18 protein-coding genes are annotated in these 22,117 nt (G+C 64.5%); 8 read left to right on the forward strand and 10 right to left on the reverse strand.

Annotated features, from left to right (window positions below; all coding sequences use genetic code 11):
- Positions 1 to 54: 54 nt before the first annotated feature.
- Complete coding sequence (locus AKN83_RS32815; RefSeq protein ID WP_050402377.1) at positions 55 to 1,788, reverse strand: cation:proton antiporter; 1,734 nt, start codon at positions 1,786 to 1,788, stop codon at positions 55 to 57.
- Between the two features lie 59 nt (positions 1,789 to 1,847).
- Here AKN83_RS32815 and AKN83_RS32820 point away from each other — a divergent pair, with 59 nt between their 5' ends.
- Together AKN83_RS32820 and AKN83_RS32825 are read left to right on the forward strand one after the other, a co-directional pair.
- The gene (locus AKN83_RS32820) at positions 1,848 to 2,390 is read left to right on the forward strand and encodes a DUF3124 domain-containing protein (protein ID WP_430641591.1); all 543 of its coding nucleotides are present in this window, start codon (positions 1,848 to 1,850) and stop codon (positions 2,388 to 2,390) included.
- Between the two features lie 61 nt (positions 2,391 to 2,451).
- Positions 2,452 to 3,690, forward strand: a complete 1,239-nt coding sequence (locus AKN83_RS32825) for an aminotransferase-like domain-containing protein (RefSeq protein WP_050401470.1) — start codon at positions 2,452 to 2,454, stop codon at positions 3,688 to 3,690.
- A gap of 111 nt (positions 3,691 to 3,801) precedes the next feature.
- Here the strand turns inward: AKN83_RS32825 and hpaD are convergent, their stop codons facing one another.
- The 3 genes from hpaD to AKN83_RS32840 are packed head-to-tail and all read right to left on the reverse strand — an operon-like array spanning position 3,802 to position 6,323.
- Positions 3,802 to 4,656: a 3,4-dihydroxyphenylacetate 2,3-dioxygenase gene (gene hpaD / locus AKN83_RS32830; protein WP_050401611.1), complete on the reverse strand. Its 855-nt coding sequence runs from the start codon at positions 4,654 to 4,656 to the stop codon at positions 3,802 to 3,804.
- Positions 4,657 to 4,679: 23 nt separating this feature from the next.
- Positions 4,680 to 5,042 carry a helix-turn-helix domain-containing protein gene (locus tag AKN83_RS32835; RefSeq protein ID WP_244522184.1) on the reverse strand — a complete coding sequence of 121 codons (363 nt, stop codon included), beginning with the start codon at positions 5,040 to 5,042 and terminating at the stop codon, positions 4,680 to 4,682.
- Positions 5,043 to 6,323, reverse strand: a complete 1,281-nt coding sequence (locus tag AKN83_RS32840) for an amidohydrolase family protein (RefSeq protein WP_050401471.1) — start codon at positions 6,321 to 6,323, stop codon at positions 5,043 to 5,045.
- 228 nt (positions 6,324 to 6,551) lie between these two features.
- Here AKN83_RS32840 and AKN83_RS32845 point away from each other — a divergent pair, with 228 nt between their 5' ends.
- On the forward strand, positions 6,552 to 6,767 hold the full coding sequence (locus tag AKN83_RS32845) for a hypothetical protein (RefSeq protein WP_063695640.1): 216 nt from the start codon (positions 6,552 to 6,554) through the stop codon (positions 6,765 to 6,767).
- Positions 6,768 to 6,859: 92 nt separating this feature from the next.
- On the opposite strand, the gene AKN83_RS32850 is transcribed toward AKN83_RS32845, so the two are convergent.
- The 4 genes from AKN83_RS32850 to AKN83_RS32865 form a co-directional block, all read right to left on the reverse strand.
- Positions 6,860 to 7,678 carry an aldo/keto reductase gene (locus AKN83_RS32850; RefSeq protein WP_050401473.1) on the reverse strand — a complete coding sequence of 273 codons (819 nt, stop codon included), beginning with the start codon at positions 7,676 to 7,678 and terminating at the stop codon, positions 6,860 to 6,862.
- A 164-nt stretch (positions 7,679 to 7,842) separates the two neighbouring features.
- Positions 7,843 to 9,423, reverse strand: a complete 1,581-nt coding sequence (locus AKN83_RS32855; RefSeq protein WP_050401612.1) for an alkaline phosphatase D family protein — start codon at positions 9,421 to 9,423, stop codon at positions 7,843 to 7,845.
- A 178-nt stretch (positions 9,424 to 9,601) separates the two neighbouring features.
- A complete protein-coding gene (locus AKN83_RS32860; protein WP_083992339.1) occupies positions 9,602 to 9,967 on the reverse strand; it encodes a hypothetical protein in 366 nt (121 codons plus the stop codon).
- A gap of 237 nt (positions 9,968 to 10,204) precedes the next feature.
- Entirely contained in the window at positions 10,205 to 13,678 is a 3,474-nt protein-coding gene (locus tag AKN83_RS32865) for an indolepyruvate ferredoxin oxidoreductase family protein (protein ID WP_050401475.1), read from the reverse strand.
- Positions 13,679 to 13,881: 203 nt separating this feature from the next.
- On the opposite strand from AKN83_RS32865, the gene AKN83_RS32870 reads away from it, so the two are divergent.
- The 4 genes from AKN83_RS32870 (at position 13,882) to AKN83_RS32885 (ending at position 16,695) form a co-directional block, all read left to right on the forward strand.
- Positions 13,882 to 14,832 carry a hotdog family protein gene (locus tag AKN83_RS32870; RefSeq protein WP_050401476.1) on the forward strand — a complete coding sequence of 317 codons (951 nt, stop codon included), beginning with the start codon at positions 13,882 to 13,884 and terminating at the stop codon, positions 14,830 to 14,832.
- A gap of 47 nt (positions 14,833 to 14,879) precedes the next feature.
- A complete protein-coding gene (locus tag AKN83_RS32875; protein ID WP_050401477.1) occupies positions 14,880 to 15,434 on the forward strand; it encodes a carboxymuconolactone decarboxylase family protein in 555 nt (184 codons plus the stop codon).
- A 1-nt stretch (position 15,435) separates the two neighbouring features.
- Complete coding sequence (locus AKN83_RS32880) at positions 15,436 to 16,236, forward strand: SDR family NAD(P)-dependent oxidoreductase (protein WP_050401478.1); 801 nt, start codon at positions 15,436 to 15,438, stop codon at positions 16,234 to 16,236.
- 240 nt (positions 16,237 to 16,476) lie between these two features.
- A complete protein-coding gene (locus tag AKN83_RS32885; RefSeq protein WP_050401479.1) occupies positions 16,477 to 16,695 on the forward strand; it encodes a hypothetical protein in 219 nt (72 codons plus the stop codon).
- A 134-nt stretch (positions 16,696 to 16,829) separates the two neighbouring features.
- Here AKN83_RS32885 and AKN83_RS32890 read toward each other — a convergent pair whose 3' ends face one another.
- Positions 16,830 to 20,012 (reverse strand): efflux RND transporter permease subunit, encoded by a 3,183-nt coding sequence (locus AKN83_RS32890; RefSeq protein ID WP_063695641.1) that lies wholly within the window; start codon positions 20,010 to 20,012, stop codon positions 16,830 to 16,832.
- A gap of 23 nt (positions 20,013 to 20,035) precedes the next feature.
- On the reverse strand, positions 20,036 to 21,280 hold the full coding sequence (locus AKN83_RS32895; RefSeq protein WP_050401480.1) for an efflux RND transporter periplasmic adaptor subunit: 1,245 nt from the start codon (positions 21,278 to 21,280) through the stop codon (positions 20,036 to 20,038).
- Between the two features lie 204 nt (positions 21,281 to 21,484).
- Between AKN83_RS32895 and AKN83_RS32900 the strand changes: the two genes are divergently transcribed.
- The gene (locus AKN83_RS32900) at positions 21,485 to 22,084 is read left to right on the forward strand and encodes a TetR/AcrR family transcriptional regulator (RefSeq protein ID WP_050401481.1); all 600 of its coding nucleotides are present in this window, start codon (positions 21,485 to 21,487) and stop codon (positions 22,082 to 22,084) included.
- The last annotated feature ends 33 nt before the right edge of the window (positions 22,085 to 22,117 follow it).

Below are 22,117 nucleotides of genomic sequence, written 5' to 3' on the forward strand. Positions count from 1 at the left end.
ATGCAACCCGCTATGCGTCCGGCAGGCATACCAGCGGGTGACAAGCAGGGTCCCCTACGGCAGCACCTCGCGCCGGTCGCTGAGCCGGGCGTCCAGCTCGGCGCGCTTGTCGTCGAGCAGACCGGCGTCGGCGGCCTCGATCACCGAATAGAGCTCGCCGGCGTCGCTGAGCCGGGTCACCGTGACATAGTCGGCGCCGGCCGCATAGAGGTCGTCGACGCCGCTCAGGAGGTCCGCGGTGGCGACGACCTTCGCGGTCGGATTGAGGGCGCGGACGTGGCGCACCAGCTTCTCATTGTCGGCGCCGACCAGCAGGAAATCCGGCACGCTCAGGATGATGATCTCGGCCTTGCCGATGCCGGCATGCACCAGCGTATCGACATTGCTGATGTCGCCATAGATCACGTGCATGCCGCGGTCGGTCAGCGTGCGGAACACCAGCGGGTTGAAATCGATGACGCTGATCTGCTCGAGCAGCGACTGGTTCTGCCGCTCGATCTGGCTGATCAACGCACTTGCGGCACGGAAAAAGCCGAGGATGACGATGCGGCGGATCTCGCCATGCCCGCCCTCCTGGGCGGCCTCGCCGCGGCCTTCACCCTCCTGGTCGAGGTCGCGCAGCCCGATCCGCTTCAACGGGCCGATCAGGCCGCGCACGATCTGGTCGCTGCGGCCCATCGCGAAGGTCGAAAGCACCGCCAGCACCACGAAGGCGAAAGAGGCCGCGTTCGCGGTTTCGGCGCTGATATGGTTGGCGGCGACGCCGGTCTGGATCACCACCAGCGAGAACTCGGAGATCTGCGCCAGATTGATCGCCGGCAGCAGGCTGGCGCGCAGCCCCTGCTTCATCAGATAGAGCGGCGTGAATGTCGTGACCAGGCGGCTCATCACCGTGAAGGCCGCGATCACAAGCGCGAGCCAGATCACCTGCAAGCCCGGGATCGGGATCGTCATGCCGAGCGCGACGAAGAACAGCGTGATGAAGAAATCCCGCAGCGTCGTGACCTTGGCGGTGACGTCGAGCGCGTAGGGAAAGGTCGAGATCGAGACGCCGGCGACCAGCGAGCCCATCTCGCGCGACAGATGCAGCCGCTCGGCGATCTCGCCGATCAGGAAGCACCAGGCGAGCGCACCGAGCAGCACGAGCTCGGGCCGGCGCGCGATCTGGTGGAACAGCCGCGGCAGCACGTAGCGGCTGAGCACCAGCGCCGTTGCGACCAGCACCGCAACGCGGGCGATCGACAGCAGCACGACGCTGATTTGCAGATTGTCGAGGCTCGGCTGCACCGCCAGGAACAGGATCGCAAAGATGTCCTGCAGCACCAGCACGCCGAGCGTGATGCGGCCCGGCAGCGTATCCAGCTCGCGCTTCTCGTAGAGCACCTTGACGATGATGACGGTCGAGGACAGCGCGCAGGCGACGCAGAGATAGACCGCATCGAACTTGCCGCCGCCGATCGCAAGCCCGATCCCGGCAAAGAACGCCGCGCCGATCAGGCAGCCGCCGATCAGTTCGCCGGCGCCGGCGAACAGGATCACCTTGCCGGCACGGATGATCTTCTTGAGGTCGATTTCCAGCCCGATCATGAACAGCATGAAGATCAAGCCGAGCTCGGAGATGACGCTGATCGATTCCTGGGACTTGACCCAGCCCATGCCGAATGGACCAATGAAAAAGCCGGCGATAAGGTAGGCCAGTATCAGCGGTTGCCGGGAGAAATGGGCCAATAGCCCAATCCCCCAGGCAAACAGGATACAGAGCGTGATATCGGGAATCAGTTCATGCATGCGTCCAAGACTTCCTGTTGCCGCAACCTAGAGGGCCGGGCGTGAGGATCAACCGAGCAATGTGTCACATCCGCGCAGGCGGCATTTTTCTGGCAGTTCTGCTCTGCCTGCTCACCGTGCGCATGACGGAGGCGCTAGCACAATCCTCGGCAAGTATTGAACAAAATTTCGCGAACTCGCTGACCGCGGTGCCGTCGGAAGGCCTCACCGCATCCGGTGCATTCTACGTGCCGGTGTATTCCAGCGTGTCGATGAGCCAGGGCAAGCTCAGGGCCGATTTCTCGGCGACGCTCAGCGTGCACAACGCCTCCGAGACGAAGCCGCTGGTGCTGAAGCGGATTGCCTATTTCGACACGGCAGGCAGGATGGTGGAGAGCTACCTCAAATCGCCGGTCGCGCTAAAACCGTTTGCGACCATCGAGGTCGCGATCGCCACGTCAGATACCCGCGGCGGCACCGGCGCGAATTTCGTGGTGGATTGGGCGGCCGCCGGCGAGATCGCGGAACCGGCGGTCGAGGCATTGATGGTCGGCAGCGTCGGCGCCGGGCACTACGCCTTCATCAGCCAGGGTCGGCCGATCAGGCTGACCGGCAAGAACTGACTTCACAGGAGGCCGCTTCCCGCGGACCTTCTCAACGACAACAACACGGAGCGAAACGTCCATGTCCACCTCAGCCCAGTTCGACTTTGCACCGCTGCTTCCGGCCGGCCTGCCTGCGCCGGCTGCGCGATGGACCGGGCTTGCCAAATACTCCTTCGTCGGCGGCAACAACGACCCCGATCAGGTCCCGGTCGACGGGTTGCTGGAAGCGGTCAATGCCGTGCTGAAGCGCGAGGGCAGGAATCTGGCGACCTATAACCTCGCGCACGGGCCGCAGGGCTATCTGCCGCTCCGCCAGTTCCTCACCGAGAAGCTGAAGCGCGATGCCGGCATCGCCTGCACGCCGGAGGAGATCATGATCGTCTCCGGCTCGCTGCAGGCGCTCGACCTGGTCAATCAGACGCTGCTCGCCAAGGGCGACACCGTGCTGATCGAGCAGGAGACCTACCAGGGCTCGCTGAACCGGCTGACCCGGCTCGGCGTCAATGCGGTCGGCATCCCTCTCGACGGCGATGGCATCCGGATCGATGCGCTGGCAGCAGCGCTCGCCGACCACAGGCGGCGCGGTATCACGCCGAAATACATCTACACCATCCCGACGGTGCAGAACCCGACCGGCTCGATCCTCCCCGAGAGCCGCCGCGCCGAGATGCTGAAGTTGTCCAAGGAATACGGCGTCCCGATCTTCGAGGACGATTGCTATGCCGATCTGATCTGGAACGGTGAGCGGCCGCCCGCGATCTATGCCATGAGCAAGCATGGCGGCGTGATCCATATCGGCTCGTTCTCGAAGTCGATCGCGCCGGCGCTGCGGGTCGGCTTCATCGTCGCGCCCTGGGAGATCATGTCGCGGATGCTGCCGATGAAGACCGATGCCGGCTCCGGCGCGCTGGAGCAGATGGTGCTGTCGGAATATTGCACGCCGCATTTCGCGACCCATGTGCCCAAACTGACGCGCGGACTGCGCGCCAAGCTCGACACGCTGATGGAGGCGCTGAACGAGCAGTTCGGCACGTCGGCCGAATTCGAGGCCCCGAAGGGCGGCATCTTCCTCTGGGTCAAGCTGCCCGACAATGTCGACACCATGAAGCTCTATCAGGCGGCACTTGCCGCCGGCGTCTCGATCAATCCGGGACCGGAATGGTCGACCAGCAAGGCGCATTCCACCAGCCGGCTCCGCCTCTGCTTCGCCAGCCCCTCGCACGAGCAGATCCGGGAGGGCGTCGCCGTGCTGGCCGAGGTGTGCCGCAAGGAGTTCGGCGTGCCCGCACGCAGCAGCAATGTGGAGAAGCGCGGCTAGAGCATGCTCCGAAAAAGTGCGAAGCGGTTTTCCGAAGATCATGCCAAAGCAAAAAGCCCGATGACGATGCAACCAGATCTCATCGCGCTTTAGCAGGCCACATTCGCCGCCTCACGCGGCCAGGTGAAACTCCACATGCACCTGTCCGCTGCCGCTCGACGGGAAGTAGTCGCAGAGTTGCTCGGCGGCGCCGCGGAAATCGTACCAGCCCAGCGCGGCAAACAGCATGATGGTATCGGCCATTCCGCCCTCGCCGTTGCACCTTGTGGCGTAATCCGGAAGCATGTCGAGGAACTCCCGGTAACGGCGCTGCTGCCACAGCTCGAGAACGCGCAAATCGACCTGCCGGTTGAATTCGCTGGCGATTGACGTCCAGGCTTCGGGCCCGAGCTGCTTGTTCGGCAACAGCCGATGCGACAGCGATCCGCTGGCGAGCAGCGCGACCCGCTCGCCGGACAGCGCAACCGCACGGCGGGTCGCTTCGCCGAGCAGCCTGCTCTCCTCGATCGACGTGAACAGCGGCGATGCGACGGAGACGACCTTGGCCCGGCCATCCTGGTTCAGGTAGTGCATCGGGACGATGGTGCCGTATTCAAGACCGAGGCTTTCGACCCGGTGCGCCATCACATTGAGCCCATCGCCCGCCGCTTCGCGTGCAATCGCCTCTCCAAGCGCAGTATTCCCCGGCCAGTCGTAGCGCAGGTCCTTGATCATCTGCGGCGCCTCGTGGCTCGTGAACGAGCCGCGATGCCGGGCATTGGCGTTGACGTGGTAGCCGAAATTGGACAGCCAATGGGTATCGAACACCACGAAGGTGGATACATCGCGGTCCCTGGCGCGGCGGCCGAGTTCGTGCAATGCCGCGACCGCGCCGGCCCTCGCGTCATGCAGCGGGTGATCCGAACGTTCCGACAGCATCAGGGATGGTACGTGGCTGACCTTGGCAGCGAGAACGAGTTCACCCATCGACGTGATCATCCCCTTGCTTGTCAGGCCGCCTTGGGGGCGTCGCTGCGGAACGCATTCAGAATGCGCAGCAGCAGCACGATCGAGACGTTGCCTTTGCCTGCCTCTATGAGAGCAATGTAGCGCTGCGACACGCCGGATCGGCGGGCCAGTTCGCGACGCGTCATGCCGATATTCGCCCGCGCCCCGCGCATGGCCTCGCCCAGTTGCCGCAGGAAATCGCTTTCGGAAAACGACTCAACGCCAGGCCCGGACGAACGTGCCGATCGGTCTATGGAGGAACTATTTCCGGTCACGACATGCCCCTTTTGATTGCTCATCATCGACGAGCGGGATTTCCTGTCCTTGACGCGGATCAATGACAGGAAACCGGCGGGGCCTGCCACTTATCGTACCGAAAACGGCGCCTGATAGGGCCGGCCGAACGGCACGCCGTTGACCACGGTCTGCACCGGCTTCAGCAGCAGATTGCCGTCGCGCTTGTTGTTGCGGGTGTCGACGAAGGTGACCGGTCCTTCGATCAGGTCCATGATCGCGACATCGCCGGGCGCGCCGCGCTGCAAGGTGCCGATTTTCGGGGTGCGGTTGATGATCCGCGCCGGCACCGAGGTCGCCATCGCCACCACCTGATCCAGCGAGGAGCCCATCGCCAGGAACTTGCTCATCACGTTCGGCAGGAACGGGATGCCGGGCGAGTTGCCGGAGAAGACGTGGATGTCGGAGGAGATCGTGTCGGGGGTGCAGCCGGCAGGGATCGCGATCTCGGCCACCGTGAAATCGAAGCTGCCGCCGCCGTGGCCGACATCGAACAGCACGCCGCGCTGCTTGGCCGCGAGCGCCGCCGGCAGCAGCTTGCCGTCCTGCACGATGTTGGTGAAGGCACCAGACATGTTCGGCGCGCCGGAATAGGCGTGGGTGAGGATATCGCCCGGCCGCAGCAGATCGAGGATGCCGGACATCAACTCCCTGGTCTCGACGCCGCCGATATGCACCATCATCCGAGCCGGCCAGCCGCACATCTCGCAGGCCTGGATGCCACGCTTCAGCGGCTCGATGCCGTGCTTGAAGATGACGTTCTCCGACATCCGCACCTTGACCCCGATCAGGAAGTCAGGGTTTTCAGCCAGCGCCATGGCGCAGGCTTCGACCTGGGCGTTGTCAATGTTGTAGAGCTCGGCCACCGGGAAGGCCGACAGGCCGTTATTGGCGATATGGAGGAAGGCGTAGATCCGCGTCCGCGACTGCGCCACGATGAAGCGCCGCAGCGCCGCGAGATTGTTGACGCCGGCATCGCCGGCCGAGACGACGGTCGTGGTGCCCTGGAATTGCACCAGCTCGTCGGCGGGAATCCCGATCGCCGAGCCGTACGGGTAGACGTGGCAGTGCAGATCGACGAGGCCCGGCATCACGAGCTTGCCCGACGCGTCGATGGTCTTGACGGCGCGCGCGGCCGGGATCTCGTCCTCGATCGCTTCGATCAGGCCCCAGCGAATGCCGATGTCGCGCCTGCCGCGCAGCGACTGGCTGGGATCGATCACGTCGCCGTTCCTGATTACGAGGTCGAACTTGTCGTCCGGTCCCATCGCCGCAGCGGCCGGCCCCGCGATGGCGGCAGCAGCGGCCGATCCCGTACCCTTCAAAAAATCCCGGCGTGAAAATTTGCTCACAACGTCCCCCCGAACATTGATTTTTGTGGCGCGATGATGCGTCGGACGCAGTGGTTAAGCAAGGCCGCCGAAAGAGGCGATAACGCTCATTGCTCAGTCGCCCAGCGAACGCACTCGTGCGTTGCGCTGCGGCAGTTGCTGAACAAGCGTTCAGAAAACTCCACCGGTTCCTGAGGAACGTTCCGATATCTGCACGGTTTTCTCCTCGCATCATTTGAGGAGGATGAAATGAAAAAGATTGGTTTTGTTGTTGCGGCGATTGGTGCGCTTGCGATAGCCGTTCCATCGATCGCGAGCGCCGAGACCGTCGTGATCAAGCGCGGCCATCACCACTGGGACCATGGCTGGGGCGCGCGCGCCGAGATGCGCCATGACCATGGCTGGCATCGCGGCTGGCATCACGACCATGACCGCGCAGTGGTCATCAGGCGCGATCGTTATTAACCGTCGGCAGACACGAAAGACCGACACAACGGAAAATGGCTCCTCGCGGAGCCATTTTCTCGTTCTTCGTCCTGATCAGGTGCTCCCGGGATTTAGTCCCACGCCGGAGCAAAGCCCGGATTGACGCAGCGCATGTCCTTGCGCAGTGCGGCGATCGCCGTGCGGTCGTCATCGTCCAGCCTGACCTTGAGCGCATCGAGATTGGCCTTTTGGCTCTCGGCGCGCGAGGCTTTCGGAATCGCCGCAACGCCGTCCTGGTCGAGCAGCCATTTCAGCGCCACCTGCGCTGCCGTTGCATTATGCTTGCTGCCGATTTTCGCCAGCGTCTCGTCGGTCGCGAAACGGCCCTGCGCCAGCGGGCAATAGGCCACCAGCGGGATCGATTTTGCCGCGAGATATTTCCGCACCGCCGTCTGGTCCAGCATCGCGTGGTATTCGATCTGGTTACAGGCGATCGGCGCCTTGATGTCCTCGACCACGGTCTTGAGCAGCGCGGTAGTAAAATTGGCGACACCGATCGCGCGGGTACGGCCTTCCTCCTTCAGCTTCATCAGCGTCTCGAACACGGCCGGCAACTTCATGTTCCGCGACGGCCAGTGCACCAGATAGAGGTCGACGTGATCGAGCCGCAGCTTGTTCAGGCTCGCGTCGAACGCTTTCCGGATCGCATCCGGAGCGAGGTTCTCGTGCCAGACCTTGGTGGTCACATGCAGGTCCTTGCGCGCGATCTTGGCGTCCGCGATAGCGGCCCCGATCGCCTCCTCATTGCCGTACATCTCGGCGGTGTCGATATGCCGATAACCGAGCCCGAGCGCGCTCTCGACCGCCGCGCGGCAGGCATCGCCCTGCATGCGGAAGGTGCCGAGCCCGAGCTGCGGCAGGCTGATGCCCTGTGTCTGCAGATTGTCCATGGATAGCTCCTGACGCGTGGGACGCCGATGTCATCGACGACGTCACGCCAGCAAATGGTCTGTAAGGAATGAAATTGGCAGAACTGCCGGCGCACAGTCTGCCCGCAAACCGCCACGTTGCGCAAGGCGCCCGCAATCAAGATGTCGCGACGGCCTATGCGAGCCTAAATATGTTCCGCCATGATCTGGCCGGGCCGCGCATCCGGCCGCGGCTCGATGTCGACCGACCAGAGATCATGGTTGTCGACGTCTTTCAGCGTCACTTTCATCACGCCGGTCCTGCCGTCGATATCGACGCGGCCAAAGAATTGCAGGCCGAAGCACGGCGCGAGATTGTCGCCCTGCTCGGCCGTGCAGCCCTTCTGGTACATCGCCTTCGGGCCAAAGGTATTGTCCAGCTCGCCCGGCGACCAGGTGCCGGCGTGCAGCGGGCCGGTGACGAATTCCCAGAACGGCTCGAACTCCTGGAACACGGCGCGGTTCGGATCATAATGATGCGCCGCGGTGTAGTGCATATCCGCCGTGAGCCACACCGTGTTGCGGACGCCGGCGCGCTTCATGAAGCACAGCAGGTCGGCGATCTCGTGCTCGCGCCGCTCGGGCGGCCCGTCGCCGAGCGCGACCGCATCGAGGCTGACGAGGCCGATCGGCAGATCGGCGGCGATCACCTTCCAGACAGCATCCGAGGCCACCAGCTCCCGCTTCAGCCAGGCAAGCTGGCTCTCACCGAGGATGAACGCCTGGTCGGGATTGCCCTGCTTGTTCCAGCTGGAATCGCGGTACGAGCGCATATCGATGAGGAAGATGTCGAGCAGCGGCCCGTAGGCGATCTTGCGATAGACCCGGCCGTCGCGCTCCGGCATCAACCGCATCGGCATGAATTCATGGAAGGCACGGCGCGCCCGCGCCACCAGGCGCGAGGTGCCGTCCGTATCATAGCCGGTCGCGTCAGCAGTGCCGATCGGCGACCAGTCGTCGGCCACCTCGTGATCGTCCCACTGCGCGAACATCGGGACCTCGGCGTGGAAGGCGCGGAAATTCTCGTCGAGCCAGTTGTATTTGTAGTTGCCGCGAAACTCTTTGAGGCTGTGCGCGACGACGGATTTCTCCTCCGTGACGATGTTGCGCCAGACCTCGCCGTTCGGCAGCGCCTGTTCCGCCGGCACCGTGCAATCCGCATAGACGTGATCGCCGGAATGGATGAAGAAATCGGGGCGCTCGTTCAGCATGGTGCGGTAGCTGCGCAGGCCGCCGCGCGCGGGGTCGATGCCCCAGCCCTGCCCCACCACGTCGCCCGACCAGACGAACGAGACCGAGCGGCGGTCGGCCGGCGCGGTGCGGAAATGCCCGACCCGGCTTTTGCCGGCGATGCCGTCGCGATCCTCGAAGCGGACGCGATAGAACAGGTCCTGGCCCGGCGGCAGGTCGTCGAGCAGCAGCTTTGCGGTGAAGTCGCGCTCGGCCAGCGCGTCGGCGGTCACGCTGCGCAGGATAGTAGCAAAGCTCTCGACCGCTGCGCATTCGATCTGCATCCGCGCGGCGCGATCGGCCCGGGCCCAGATGACGGCGGAATCGCTGGCAACGTCGCCGGACTGGATGCCCGCGATCGCGGGCCGGTCCGCGGCGCGGCTCAAATAGGGCCTTGCCAGCGCGCCCAGTCCTGCCAGCGCGGCCGTCGACGCCGAGCGCACCAGAAGCTGACGCCTTGTGAGGCCTCGCCCCTTCGCGGAGATCGCTGTCGGCATCGAATAACCTTCGTCGAATCGCAACGAAGGTTTTGCCTGCGCCGTTTGACTCCGCCCTTACGGTTTCTTGACTCTGCGCCGACGGTTTTGCGACGGCGGTGTGACTCGGGGGAGATTGAGATCGGAACGTGTTGTTCGGCTGGAGCGCTCAAACGCCAAGCCCGTCATCCTGAGGATCTCACCGCTGCCAGTTACAGATGCCGCCGGTGCGGCAGGGCCAGGTCTGGATCCTTGTGTCGCGGGCTTCGGCGTTGAGCGGGTTCGAGTGCCGACGGGCGAGCTTGGCGCGAGCATGCACGTGTGCGGTCGCGCGCTTCTTCTCAGGTTGTGGCGTTACCCGGGTCGTGCGGACGGGCTTCTTCGGCGCGACTTTCGGCTCCTCAATCTGCGGCTCGACATTCGCATGCTGATCGGGGCCATGGTCGCCCTTCGCCTCGACCGGAACCGGCTCGAACTGCGCCGGCGGGCCCAGCGGCCTCGGGGAAAGCACGGCGCGGGAGAGATCGAGGCTGAGGAATTCGCCCGGGCGGTAGTCGTCGGCCATCGCCGCGCCGCCCCAAGCCAGGCACGCGGTACAAACACTTGCAACAAAAACGCTTTTCAGGACCGTCAAAAGGGCCTCCTGAAACTACTCGAACGGAACAGCCATCATGTAGGAGCCCGGCCGCGCAAATCCAGCCGCTGGTTGCGGGCGGGTTATCGGTCAACCAGGGCCGCCGAGGAAAGTTCCGCGGCCCCGTTCACGCCAACCGGTAGCGGCGTCGCTCGAAACCCCTCTGCCCTACTCCGCCGCCTGCGCCAGCGGCTGGCCGATCGCACGCTCCAGCCGCGCGCATTCGGTGCGGAAGCGCGCGACATTGCCTTCCTTGATGTGGCCGTAGCCGCGCACGAGGTCCGCTGCCTTCGCCAGCGCCACCAGCCGCGGCAAATCGAGCGGCTTCTTGCCGTCGAGGTGACGCAGGACCATCGATGAATACTCCACCGGCAGCGCGCGCTCCATCTTGCGCTCGGCGGTATAGCCGAAAATGTCGAACGCGGTGCCGCGCAGGCCCTTCAACCCCGCCAGCAGGCCGAACGCCTTGAAGATCCACGGCCCGAACTCGCGCTTCTGCAAGCGACCGGTGACGGGATCGCGCTGCGCCAGCAGCGGCGGCGCCAGCAGCACCTTCAGGCCGGAATTGCCCTCGAACTGCTCTCTCAGCGCCTTGCTGAACTCGCCGTCGGAATAGAGCCGCGCGACCTCGTACTCGTCCTTGTAGGCCATCAGCTTGAACAGGCCCTTGGCGAAGGCCTCGGTCAGGTCCTGCGAGCCCGGCGCTGCCGCGGCTTCGGCTGCGCGGACGCGCGCGACGTCGTCGAGATAGCGCTTGGCGTAGGCCGCGTCCTGATAGTCGGTAAGGAACTTGGCGCGGAACGCGATCGCTTCGTCCAGCGTCTTCTTGGCGGGTGCGGTGCCTGCGTTCTTGAAGCGCGCGGCGCTGACCACGCGCTGCAGATCATGCGCGGCGAGCCGGCCCCACGAGAATGCGGTCTTGTTCATCTCGATCGCGGCGCCGTTGAGCTCGATCGCCTTCAGGATGGCCTCGAGCGACAGCGGGATCGCGCCGCGCTGGAATGCGAAGCCGAGCATGAAGGCGTTGGTCGCGATGCTGTCGCCCATCAGCGCGGTGGCAAGCCCGGTGGCATCGAGGATGTCGAGATCGTCGGGCCGTACCGCGCCGTTCAGCGCATCGCGCATCGAACTGGCTTCAAAGTCGATGTCCGGATCGATCACGAAACTCGCGGTCGGCAGCAGGTCGGCGTTGACGACGGCGCGCGTGACGCCGCGCTCGGCGCGGCTCAGCGCCGGCACGCTGGTGGCGACGACGAGGTCGCAGCCGAGGATCAGATTGGCATTGCCGGGCGCGATGCGGACCGTGGTCAGCATGTCGGACGAGGGTGCGAGCCGGACGTGGCTCATGACCGCGCCGTTCTTCTGCGACAGGCCGGTGAAGTCGAGCGTCGAGCAGGCGAGCCCCTCGACATGCGCGGCCATGCCGAGCAGCGCGCCGATGGTGATGACGCCGGTGCCGCCGATGCCCGTGATCAGGATGTTGTAGGGATTGCTGAGCGCAGCCGCGGACGGCGTCGGCAAATCCGCGAACAGCGCCTTGGGATCGGCGGCGGTGCGGTCGGCCTTGCGCAGCTTGGGATCCTGCACCATCACGAAGCTCGGGCAGAAGCCCTCGATGCAGGAGAAATCCTTGTTGCAGTTCGACTGGTCGATGCGGCGCTTGCGGCCGAGCTCCGTCTCCAGCGGCTGCACCGAGACGCAGTTCGACGCCACCGAGCAGTCGCCGCAGCCTTCGCAGACGCGCTCGTTGATGAAGACGCGCTTGGCCGGATCGGGAAACAGCCCGCGCTTGCGGCGGCGGCGCTTCTCCGCGGCGCAGGTCTGGTCGTAGATCAGGACGGTGAGGCCCTGGATCTCGCGCAAGGTGCGCTGCACGGCATCGAGCTCGCGGCGATGGTGGATGGTTGCGCCGGACGGGAAGTAATTGGCGGGATATTTGTCGGGATCGTCGGAGACGATCGCAAGCTTCTTGGTGCCCTCCGCCCAGACCTGATGCGCGATCTGCGCCACCGTAAAGCCGCCCTCCGCGGGCTGGCCGCCGGTCATCGCCACCGCGTCGTTGTAGAGGATCTTGTAGGTGATGTTGACGCCGGCCGCAGCCGCCGCGCGCAGCGCCAGCAGGCCGGAATGCGTGTAGGTGCCGTCGCCGAGATTCTGGAACACGTGCTGTTCGCTGGTGAACGGCGCCTGCCCGATCCAGCTCACGCCCTCGGCGCCCATATGCGAGATGGTCTGGGTGTTGCGGTTCGGCACCGACAGCGCCATGCCGTGACAGCCGATGCCGGCCATGGCGCGGCTGCCCTCGGGAATCTTGGTCGAGGAATTGTGCGGGCAGCCCGAGCAGAAATACGGCGTACGCTGCAGCTTCGCCGTGCCGGTGCCTTCGGCCGGGCGATCGAACGCCTCGAGTTTGGCCAGCCGCTGCTCCAGCAGCGGGCTGTGGTGGCCGAGCTTGCGCAGCCGTGCGACCACCGCGGCCGCCACCATGGTCGGCGTCAGTTCGCCCTCGCTCGGCAGCAACGGCGCGCCGCTCTCGTCACGCTTGCCGACTACCGATGGACGCTTCGAGGCATCCATGTTGTAGAGGATGCGAACCAGCTGGTCCTCGATGAAGCCGCGCTTCTCCTCGACGACCAGCACGTCCTGCAGGCCTTCGGCGAAGTCCCGCGCGCCGCGCGCTTCCAGCGGCCAGGTCAGCGCCACCTTGTAGATGCGCAGGCCCAGCGCCTGCGCATCGGCGTCGGTGATGCCGAGATCGGCGAGTGCCTGGCGCAGATCGAGATAGGCCTTGCCGGTCGCCATGATGCCGAGCCGTGCCGGCTTTGAATCCAGCACGATGCGATCGAACCGGTTGGCGCGGGCGAACGCCGCGACCGCCTCCATCTTGGGCCCATGCAACCGGCGCTCGGCCTCCAGCGGCGGATCCGGCCAGCGGATCGACAGCCCGCCCGGCGGCATCTCGAAATCGTCGGGCATGATGATCTTGATGCGATCGGGATCGCTGACGATCGAGGCCGAGCTTTCCACCGTCTCCGAGATCGCCTTGAAGCCGACCCAGCAACCGGAATAGCGCGACAGCGCGAAGCCGAGGATGCCGAGATCGAGATAGTCCTGCAGCGTCGCCGGATTGACCACCGGCATCAGCGCCGAGGCGAACACCTGCTCGCTCTGATGCGCCAGAGTGGAGGACTGGCAGCCATGGTCGTCGCCGGCGAGCGCGATCACGCCGCCATTCGGCGAGGTGCCGGCCGAATTGGCGTGCTTGAGCGCATCGAGCGAACGATCGACGCCGGGGCCCTTGCCGTACCAGATGCCGAACACACCATCGACCTTGGCGCCGGGGAACATGCCGACCTGCTGGCTACCCCACACCGCGGTCGCCGCCAGATCCTCGTTGAGGCCGGGAACGAAAGCGATGTCATGCTCCTTGAGGAAGGATTTCGCCCGCCACAGCGCGTGGTCATACATACCGAGCGGCGAGCCGCGGTAACCGGAGATGAAACCCGCGGTGTTCAGCCCATGCGCGCGGTCGCGTTCGCGCTGCAACATGGGCAATCGGACCAGAGCCTGGGTACCGGAGAGGAAAATTCGTTTGGTATCCAACCGGTACTTGTCGTCCAGTCCAACTTCGATCAACGCCATCAGTTTCAGGCTCCCCGCCGATCAGGTCACGCCGGTCCGAACCGGTCTCATTATCTTCCGAATGATCATGCATCAGCATGCACTGATTTTGTTATGCATGAACAGCCCCGTTCCATGGCCGCAGCACATATCTCCGCCGAGCGCGCGAGGCCTTGCCGAAGCCCGGCATCTTTGAAACGGTGGCGCGCAAAAGGAGACCAAGGATGATCAAAGTCGAATCCGCGTTCACGACGGAAATCGTGGAGAACGGCGGTTTGTTGGTGGGTCCCTGGCGCAGCCCGAAGCAGATGCTGCAGGCCCAGACCTACGACTCCCACGCCTCGATCCACGACGATGCAACCGCGCAGAAGCTCGGCTTCCGCGGCGGCACGATCGAGGGACCGACCCATTTCAGCCAGTTCGCTCCACTGTGCGAGCGGATCTGGGGCCGGGCCTGGTTCATGACCGGATGCCTGTCGGCGCACTATCGCAATCCGGTGTTCGAAGGCGAGGAGGTGCAGGCCCAGATCGAGAAGCCGAAGCCGGGCCAGACCGTTTGCACCATCGGGATGATCAAGCGGGACGGCACCGAGATCCTGCGCGGCACCGCCTCGATCGACGGTGACGGCAGCGAGACGGCGCTGAGCCGCCGGCTCGGCGAATTGAGGCCGCTGGCCGATCCCGTGATCCTCGCCGACATCAAGATCGGCATGAAGACGCCGCGGCAGGCGATCAGGATGGATTTCGACCAGAACATGGGCGATCTCTATCCGTTCTCGCTGGCCGACAAGCTCAAGGTGATCACCGAGCCTTCGGACTATTATTCGCTGGAGCACAATCCCTGGGGCCGCGCCATCATCCCGATGGAGATGCTGAGCGTGCTGTTCCAGTACCGCGCGCGCGAGGACCGGCTGCCGGTCCGCGGTCCGGCCGTCGGACTGTTCGCCGACCAGGAGATCCGCCTGCTGCGCGGGCCACTGTTCCCGGGCGAGACCTATTGGGTCGAGCGCGAGGTTGTTGCGCTCTCGGGCAGCAAGCGTACCGAGAGCATGTGGGTGCGCTCGACCGTGTTCGATGCCGACAACGCCGTGGTCGCGACCATGCTGCTGAACGGCGCCAGCATGAAGGATTCCTACGCCAACTACGAAAGCGAGCACAAAGCGCTTTACGGCTGACGCGACAGCCAACTCACCCGCAAGCCGCCGAACCAAGGACAACAACAATGGCCCGCCTGCCCTATCTCGAAGCCGATCAGGTCGCTCCCGAGTATCGCGACATGCTCAAGCGCAACACCAATTTGCACAAGCTGCTGGTGAACTCGCCGGACATGGCGCGCGCCTTCAACGGCATCGGCGGCTATATCCGTTTCAAGAGCAAGCTCGATTCGCGGCTGCGCGAGCTTGCGATCCTTCAGGTCGGCTGGCTCGAGAAGTCGGAATACGAGTTCACCCACCATGTGAAGATCGGCAAGGAGTTCGGTGTCACCGACGCGGACATCAAGGGCCTGATCGCCGAGACCGCGGGCGAGCCGTCGCAGCTCGAGCCGCTGGCCAAGGCGATCCTCAAGGGGGCCCGCGAGATGGCGCGCGAGCTGGCGATGTCGGAGGCGACCTTCGCCGAGATCAAGCGAGAGCTGTCCGACGAGCACATGACCGATCTGGTGCTGACCATCGCGTTCTACTGCGCCGTGGTGCGCGTGCTCGCCACCATGCAGATCGACAACGAGCCAAGCTACAGAGAGGTACTGCAGCAGTACCCGATCCCGGGAGTGAAGTGACATGCGCCTGCAAAATCGCGTCGCCATCGTCGTCGGTGCCGGCCAGAGTCCCGGCGAGGGCATCGGCAACGGCCGCGCCACCGCCCTGACCTTCGCCCGCGAAGGCGCCAGGGTGCTGTGCGTCGATCACAATCTGGCATCGGCGCAGGAGACCGTCGAGCTGATCGCGGCCAAGGGCGGCACGGCGATCGCCTTCAAGGCGGACGTCACCAGGAATGCCGACATCAAGGCGATGGTGGCGGATGCGCATGGCCGCTGGGGCAGCGTCGATATCCTGCACAACAATGTCGGCGTCAGCCTCTCCGGCGGCGACGCCGAGCTGCTCGACATCACCGAGGAGGCGTTCGACCGCTGCGTCGCAATCAATCTGAAGAGCTGCGTCCTCGCCGCCAAGCACGTGATCCCGATCATGCGCAAGCAACAGAGCGGCTCGATCATCAACATCTCGTCGATGGCCGCGATCACTACCTATCCCTATGTCGCCTACAAGGCGACCAAGTCGGCGATGATAGCGTTCACCGAGCAGCTCGCCTACCAGAATGCGCAATACGGCATTCGCGCCAACGTGATCCTCCCGGGATTGATGAACACGCCGATGGCGGTGGACACACGCGCGCGCGAATTCAAGAAGAGCCGCGCCGAGGTCGAGGCCGAGCGCGACAGCAAGGTGCCGCTGCGTCACAAGATGGGCACCGGCTGGGACGTCGCCAACGCTGCGCTGTTTCTCGCCTCCGACGAGGCGAATTTCATCACCGGTGTGACGTTGCCGGTCGATGGCGGCGCGAGTGTGCGGCGCGGTTAATCGGTACGGCCAACAACCCAATTAACCCCAGGCGTTAACCTATGTAATCATTTGCGGTTAATCACTGTGACGATGTCATGTGTTGTGCAACGCAATGATTCGAAAAAAATTGAAGTATTCCAATGACACGGCGATGTGACGACGCTTCCACATAAATCGAAATCCTGACTCGTTATGGTCGCACGAAATTCATCTGCGCCCGGTATCTGGCAGCCCAAGTCTATTGGAGCGACTAGACCGATGAGCGAAGAATTCGAACTCAGACCAGATCAGTGGGATGCATTGAAAGCGTTGCGGGCTCCCGCAGCAAACCCTTCACGGCTGAACCGGTTCGCCGTCGAAAGCCTGATCACGCTCGGCTATGTCGCCGTGCGCGGCGAGTCGTTTGAACTGACGCCCGCAGGCCGCAAGGTGCTGGTCCGCGGCTCGTCACTCCTGCTGCTGGATATCGCGGCCTGATTCCCGCCAACTGACACCAACGAGGGCTTCAGTTTTGAATAGATCGAAACCGAAGCTCTCGTTTCTTGTTTTGACGCGTTTTCTTTACCCGAACCGGTATCCATTTCGATCGAGAACGCCCTGCACACGCGGCATCATGCCGCGTGTGCTTTTCCGGGAATGGTCGCCTCGCCGTGCTGGGTCAGCGGCTTCATCCCGGTGACGGTGCGCAGCAGCACATAGAACACCGGCGTCAGGAACAGGCCGAACACGGTGACGCCGATCATGCCGGAGAACACCGCAACGCCCATCGCGCGCCGCATCTCCGAGCCCGCGCCGGTCGACAGCACCAGCGGCAGCACGCCCATGATGAACGCCATCGACGTCATCAGGATCGGCCGCAGCCTCAAGCGGCTCGCCTCGATCGCGGCGCGGATTGGGGAGCGCCCGGCGAATTCGAGTTCGCGCGCGAATTCGACGATCAGGATGGCATTCTTGGCCGACAATCCAACCAGCACGATCAGGCCGATCTGGGTGAAGACGTTGTTGTCCCCCTTCGACAGCCAGACGCCGAACATCGCCGCCAAGAGGCCCATCGGCACGATCATGATGATCGAGAGTGGCAGCGCCAGGCTCTCATAGAGCGCGGCGAGCACCAGGAACACTAGCAGGATCGCGAGCGGAAACACCCAGAGTCCGGAATTGCCCGCGATGAACTCCTGATAGGTCAGGTCGGTCCATTCGAAGGCAAAGCCGGGCGGCAGCGTTTCGGCGGCGATCCGGGTAGCCGCTTCCTGCGCCTGGCCGGAGGAGTAGCCGGGCGCGGCAGCCGCGTTGATGTCCGACGACAGGAAGCCGTTGTAGCGGATCGCGCGCTCCGGACCCGCGCTCTGGCGGACCTTCAACAGCGCCGACAGCGGCACCATGTCACCCGACGACGAGCGCACCTTCAACTGCCTGATGTCGTCGGCCCGCGCGCGGAACGGCGCGTCCGCCTGCACATAGACCGAATAGGTGCGGCCGAATTTGTTGAAGTCGTTGACGTAGTAGGAGCCGAGATAGATCTGCAGCGTGTTGAAGACCTCCGTGACCGGCACGCCGAGCTGCAACGCCTTGGTACGGTCGATGTCGGCGAACAGCTGCGGCACGTTGACCTGGAAGCTCGAGAACACGCCGGCGATCTCCGGCGCCTTCTGCATCGCCGCCATGAACGCCTTGGTCGCGTCGTTCAGCGCCTCGTAGCCGAGGCCGGCGCGGTCCTCGATCTGCAGCTTGAAGCCGCCGATGGTGCCGAGGCCGTTGACCGGCGGCGGCGGGAACATGGCGATGAAGGCATCCTGGATCCCGGCATATTTCTTGTTCAGCGCCATCGCGATCGCCGGACCGCTGAGCGACGGATCCTTGCGCTCCTCGAACGGCTTCAGCGTCGAGAACACGATGCCGGCGTTCGACGAGTTGGTGAAGCCGGAGATCGACAGGCCGGGAAACGCCACCGAGCTCTCGACACCCGGCTGCGTGAGCGCAATGTCGCTCATCTTGCGGATCACTTCCTCGGTGCGGTCGAGCGTGGCGCCGTCGGGCAGCCGGGCAAAGCCGACCAGATACTGCTTGTCCTGGCCCGGCACGAAGCCGCTCGGCACCTGCTTGAACAGCACGCCGGTCAAGCCGATCAGCAGCACATAGAGTCCGATCACCACGGCCTTGCCGTAGATCACCTTGGTGACGGTGCGGCCGTAGTTTTCCGACGACTTCGTGAAAACCTTGTTGAAGCCGCGGAAGAACCAGCCGAGCGACCGCTCCATGATCCGGGTCAGCCAGTCCTTTGGCTCGTGATGGCCCTTCAGCAGCAGCGCCGACAGCGCCGGCGACAGCGTCAGCGAGTTGATCGCCGAGATCACGGTCGAGATCGCGATGGTCAGCGCGAACTGCTTGTAGAACTGTCCGGTGAGACCGGAGATGAAGGCGAGCGGCACGAACACCGCGATCAGAACCAGCGCGATCGCGATGATCGGGCCGGACACTTCCCGCATCGCCTGGTTGGTGGCGTCGCGTGGCGACAGGCCGGATTCGATGTTGCGCTCGACGTTCTCGACCACGACGATGGCGTCGTCGACCACGATGCCGATCGCCAGCACCAGGCCGAACAGGCTGAGCGCATTGATCGAGAAGCCGAACACATGCATCACCGCGAAGGTGCCGACGATCGACACCGGCACCGCGATCAGCGGAATGATCGACGCACGCCAGGTCTGCAGGAACAGGATCACGACCAGCACGACGAGCGCGATGGCCTCGAGCAGTGTGTGGATGACGGCCTCGATCGAGGAGCGCACGAATTGCGTGGGGTCGTAGACGATCTGGTACGACACGCCTTCCGGCATGTTCTTCTTGATCTCGGCCATCGTCGCGCGGACATGGTCTGAGATCTCGAGCGCATTGGAGCCCGGGGCCTGGAAGATCGGGATGGCGACCGCCTGCTTGTTGTCGAGCAGCGAGCGCAGGCCGTATTCGGAGGCGCCGAGCTCGATCCGCGCGACGTCGCGCAGCCGCACCACTTCGCCGCTAGAGCCGGTCTTCACCACGATGTCGCCGAACTGCTCCTCGGTCGACAGCCGGCCCTCGGCATTGACGGAGAGCTGGAGGTCGAGGCCCTTGACGCTCGGCGAGGAGCCGACCACGCCGGCCGCGGCCTCGACGTTCTGGGCCTGGATCGCGCGCACCACGTCGCTCGCGGTCAGCGAATGCTCGGCGGCCTTCTGCGGATCGACCCAGACCCGCATAGAATAGTCGCCGGCGCCATAGAGCTGGACGTCGCCGACACCGTCGATCCGCGCCAGCCGGTCCTTGACGTTGAGCACTGCATAGTTGCGCAGATACGTCATGTCGTAGCGGTTATTCGGCGACAGCAGATGCACGACCATGGTGAGGTCGGGCGAGCTCTTCTTGGTGATGATGCCGAGCTGGCGCACCACGGCCGGCAGGCGCGGCTCGGCCTGCTGCACGCGGTTCTGCACAAGCTGCGTTGCCTTGTCGGGGTCGGTGCCGAGCCGGAACGTCACCGTCAGCGTCATCGCGCCGTCGGTGGTCGCTTGGCTCGACATGTAGAGCATGCCCTCGACGCCGTTGATCTGCTCCTCGATCGGCGTTGCCACCGTCTCGGCGATCACCTTCGGATTGGCGCCGGGATAGGTCGCGCGCACCACGACCGACGGCGGCACCACATCGGGATATTCCGAGATCGGCATCGCCACCAGCGAGATCAGGCCGGCCAGGAAGATCAGGATCGATAGCACGCCGGCGAAGATCGGCCGGTCGATGAAGAATTTGGAGAGATTCATGGCTCCGCCCCCGCGTGCAGCGCCTAGCGCTGCACGACGTGCTGGTTGGTTTCGGTAGATGCCTGCTGCATGCCGCGCGCGCCCATTTCGGCGACTTCCATCTTCAGAAGTGCGCCGGGGCGCACGCGCTGCAGGCCGTTGACGACGATGCGGTCGCCGGATTTCAGGCCGGCGGTGACGATCCGCAGGCCATCGACCGCGCCGCCAAGCGTGACGGAGCGATAGACCGCGCGGCTGTCGTCGCCGACCAGCATCACGAATTTCTTGTCCTGGTCGGTACCGACCGCGCGCTCGTCGATCAGCACCAAGGTCTGCTGCTTGGGTTGGCCCATGCGGACGCGGGCGAACTGTCCCGGGATCAGCCGGCCGTCTTCGTTCTTGAACACGGCGCGGACGCGGATGGTGCCGCTCTGCCCGTTGACCTGGTTGTCGATGAGCTGAATGTGGCCCTTGGCGCTGAGGCCGCCCGAGGTGACCATCTCGACCGGGATCTGATCGAGGTTGCCGCGCTTGCCCGAGGCATCCGCGATCGAGTTCAGCGCGCGCAGCACGACTTCCTCATCGGCATCGAAGCTCGCATAGATCGGATTGACCGAGACCAGCGAGGTCAGGACGGGCGACGAGGTGCCCGCCGCGACGAGGTTGCCGACCGTGACCTCGATCCTGCCGACCCGGCCGTCGACCGGTGCGCGGACTTCGGTGTAGTCGAGATTGAGCTTTGCGGTCTGCAACGCGGCTTCGGCAGCCTTGACGTTGGCGATCGCCTCGCGATTGGCGTTGTCGCGCTGGTCGAAATCGCGCTTGGTGACGATGTTGTTGCCGACCAGCTGGGCGCCGCGCTCGACCTCGCTCGTGGTGAACACCACGCGGGCCTTGGCGGCCTCGAGCTGTGCCTGGGCCCGGTCGACCTCGGCCGCGTAGGGCGCGGGGTCGATCTTGAACAGGATGTCGCCGGACTTCACCAGCGCGCCCTCGGTGAAGTTGGTCGAAAGGATTGCGCCCGCCACCCGCGGCCGGAGCTGGACGCGATCGACGGCCTCGAGCCGGCCCGAGAAGTCATCGAACAGGGTGGTCGGGCGCGGCTGGATCACGGCGACGGTCACCGGCACCGCCGGTTCAGGGGCGGCAGCTGACGCGGTCGCCTGTGCGGCATGGAAATAATGGCCGGTCGCGATCGAACCGGCCACCGCGAGGGCACCAAGGATCACGACACCGCCGACGATGCGCCGGAAACGGCCGGAAGGGGGGTTTTGGATTGACGAAGGCATTTACGCGCTCCAGATATCTGTAGTGTTCGCTACAAATGTGGAGCTGGACGCCGGTTCGCAAGATACTTATGTATCGAGCACTATGAATTTATTATCTCATCCGTGGGGAAGTGGGAAGACGCGGAAAAACATCACGTGCAACAAGAGGATAAGCCAGGGACAATTCGTCACAGAAACGGCACCCGGCTTACGGAGCAACGAAAAATGGGAATGGGACGCCCCCGCGCCTTCGACGCGGACGCCGCTTTGGACCGGGCCATGGACGTATTCTGGCGCCACGGTTACGAAGGCGCCACGATCGCGCAGCTCACCGAGGCGATGAGCATCAATCCGCCCAGCCTTTATGCCGCCTTCGGCAGCAAGGAAGGCCTGCTGAAGGCCGCGCTCGACCGCTACACCGAAAAGCGCGACGCCTGGATGGAAAAGGTTCTGGGCGCCTCCACCGCGCGCAAGGTGGCCGAACGATTTCTGATGGAGCACGCGGACGCCCAGACCGATCCCGCCAACCCGCCCGGCTGTCTGCTGGTCCAGGGCGGCCTTGCCTGCGGCACCGGCTCGGAAAACGTTCCATTCGAACTGGCGGCGCGCCGCACCCGCACCGAGGACCAGTTGCGCGAACGCTTTGTCCGCGCCAAGGCCGAACGCGACCTCGGCGACAACGCCGATCCGGCCATGCTTGCCCGTTATCTCTCCGCGGTGACATCAGGCATGTGCGTGATGGCCTCCTCGGGTGCTAACCGCGAGACGCTGCGCGAGATCGCGGCGGTGTCGCTGAAGGCGTTTGAGGAGCAGACGAAGGGGTAGAGCGGTTCACGCCAAGCGCATGCGAGCTGCAAC

Origin of the sequence: Bradyrhizobium embrapense (assembly GCF_001189235.2) — a bacterium.
Lineage (GTDB): Bacteria > Pseudomonadota > Alphaproteobacteria > Rhizobiales > Xanthobacteraceae > Bradyrhizobium > Bradyrhizobium embrapense.

Excerpts from the sequence above, each read along its gene's own strand:
- AKN83_RS32815 (WP_050402377.1), bottom strand. The coding sequence starts at position 1,788 with ATGCATGAACTGATTCCCGATATCACGCTCTGTATCCTGTTTGCCTGG.
- AKN83_RS32820 (WP_430641591.1), top strand. The coding sequence starts at position 1,848 with ATGTGTCACATCCGCGCAGGCGGCATTTTTCTGGCAGTTCTGCTCTGC.
- AKN83_RS32825 (WP_050401470.1), top strand. The coding sequence starts at position 2,452 with ATGTCCACCTCAGCCCAGTTCGACTTTGCACCGCTGCTTCCGGCCGGC.
- hpaD (WP_050401611.1), bottom strand. The coding sequence starts at position 4,656 with ATGGGTGAACTCGTTCTCGCTGCCAAGGTCAGCCACGTACCATCCCTG.
- AKN83_RS32845 (WP_063695640.1), top strand. The coding sequence starts at position 6,552 with ATGAAAAAGATTGGTTTTGTTGTTGCGGCGATTGGTGCGCTTGCGATA.
- AKN83_RS32850 (WP_050401473.1), bottom strand. The coding sequence starts at position 7,678 with ATGGACAATCTGCAGACACAGGGCATCAGCCTGCCGCAGCTCGGGCTC.
- AKN83_RS32855 (WP_050401612.1), bottom strand. The coding sequence starts at position 9,423 with ATGCCGACAGCGATCTCCGCGAAGGGGCGAGGCCTCACAAGGCGTCAG.
- AKN83_RS32860 (WP_083992339.1), bottom strand. The coding sequence starts at position 9,967 with ATGGCCGACGACTACCGCCCGGGCGAATTCCTCAGCCTCGATCTCTCC.
- AKN83_RS32865 (WP_050401475.1), bottom strand. The coding sequence starts at position 13,678 with ATGGCGTTGATCGAAGTTGGACTGGACGACAAGTACCGGTTGGATACC.
- AKN83_RS32870 (WP_050401476.1), top strand. The coding sequence starts at position 13,882 with ATGATCAAAGTCGAATCCGCGTTCACGACGGAAATCGTGGAGAACGGC.
- AKN83_RS32875 (WP_050401477.1), top strand. The coding sequence starts at position 14,880 with ATGGCCCGCCTGCCCTATCTCGAAGCCGATCAGGTCGCTCCCGAGTAT.
- AKN83_RS32880 (WP_050401478.1), top strand. The coding sequence starts at position 15,436 with ATGCGCCTGCAAAATCGCGTCGCCATCGTCGTCGGTGCCGGCCAGAGT.
- AKN83_RS32885 (WP_050401479.1), top strand. The coding sequence starts at position 16,477 with ATGAGCGAAGAATTCGAACTCAGACCAGATCAGTGGGATGCATTGAAA.
- AKN83_RS32890 (WP_063695641.1), bottom strand. The coding sequence starts at position 20,012 with ATGAATCTCTCCAAATTCTTCATCGACCGGCCGATCTTCGCCGGCGTG.
- AKN83_RS32895 (WP_050401480.1), bottom strand. The coding sequence starts at position 21,280 with ATGCCTTCGTCAATCCAAAACCCCCCTTCCGGCCGTTTCCGGCGCATC.
- AKN83_RS32900 (WP_050401481.1), top strand. The coding sequence starts at position 21,485 with ATGGGAATGGGACGCCCCCGCGCCTTCGACGCGGACGCCGCTTTGGAC.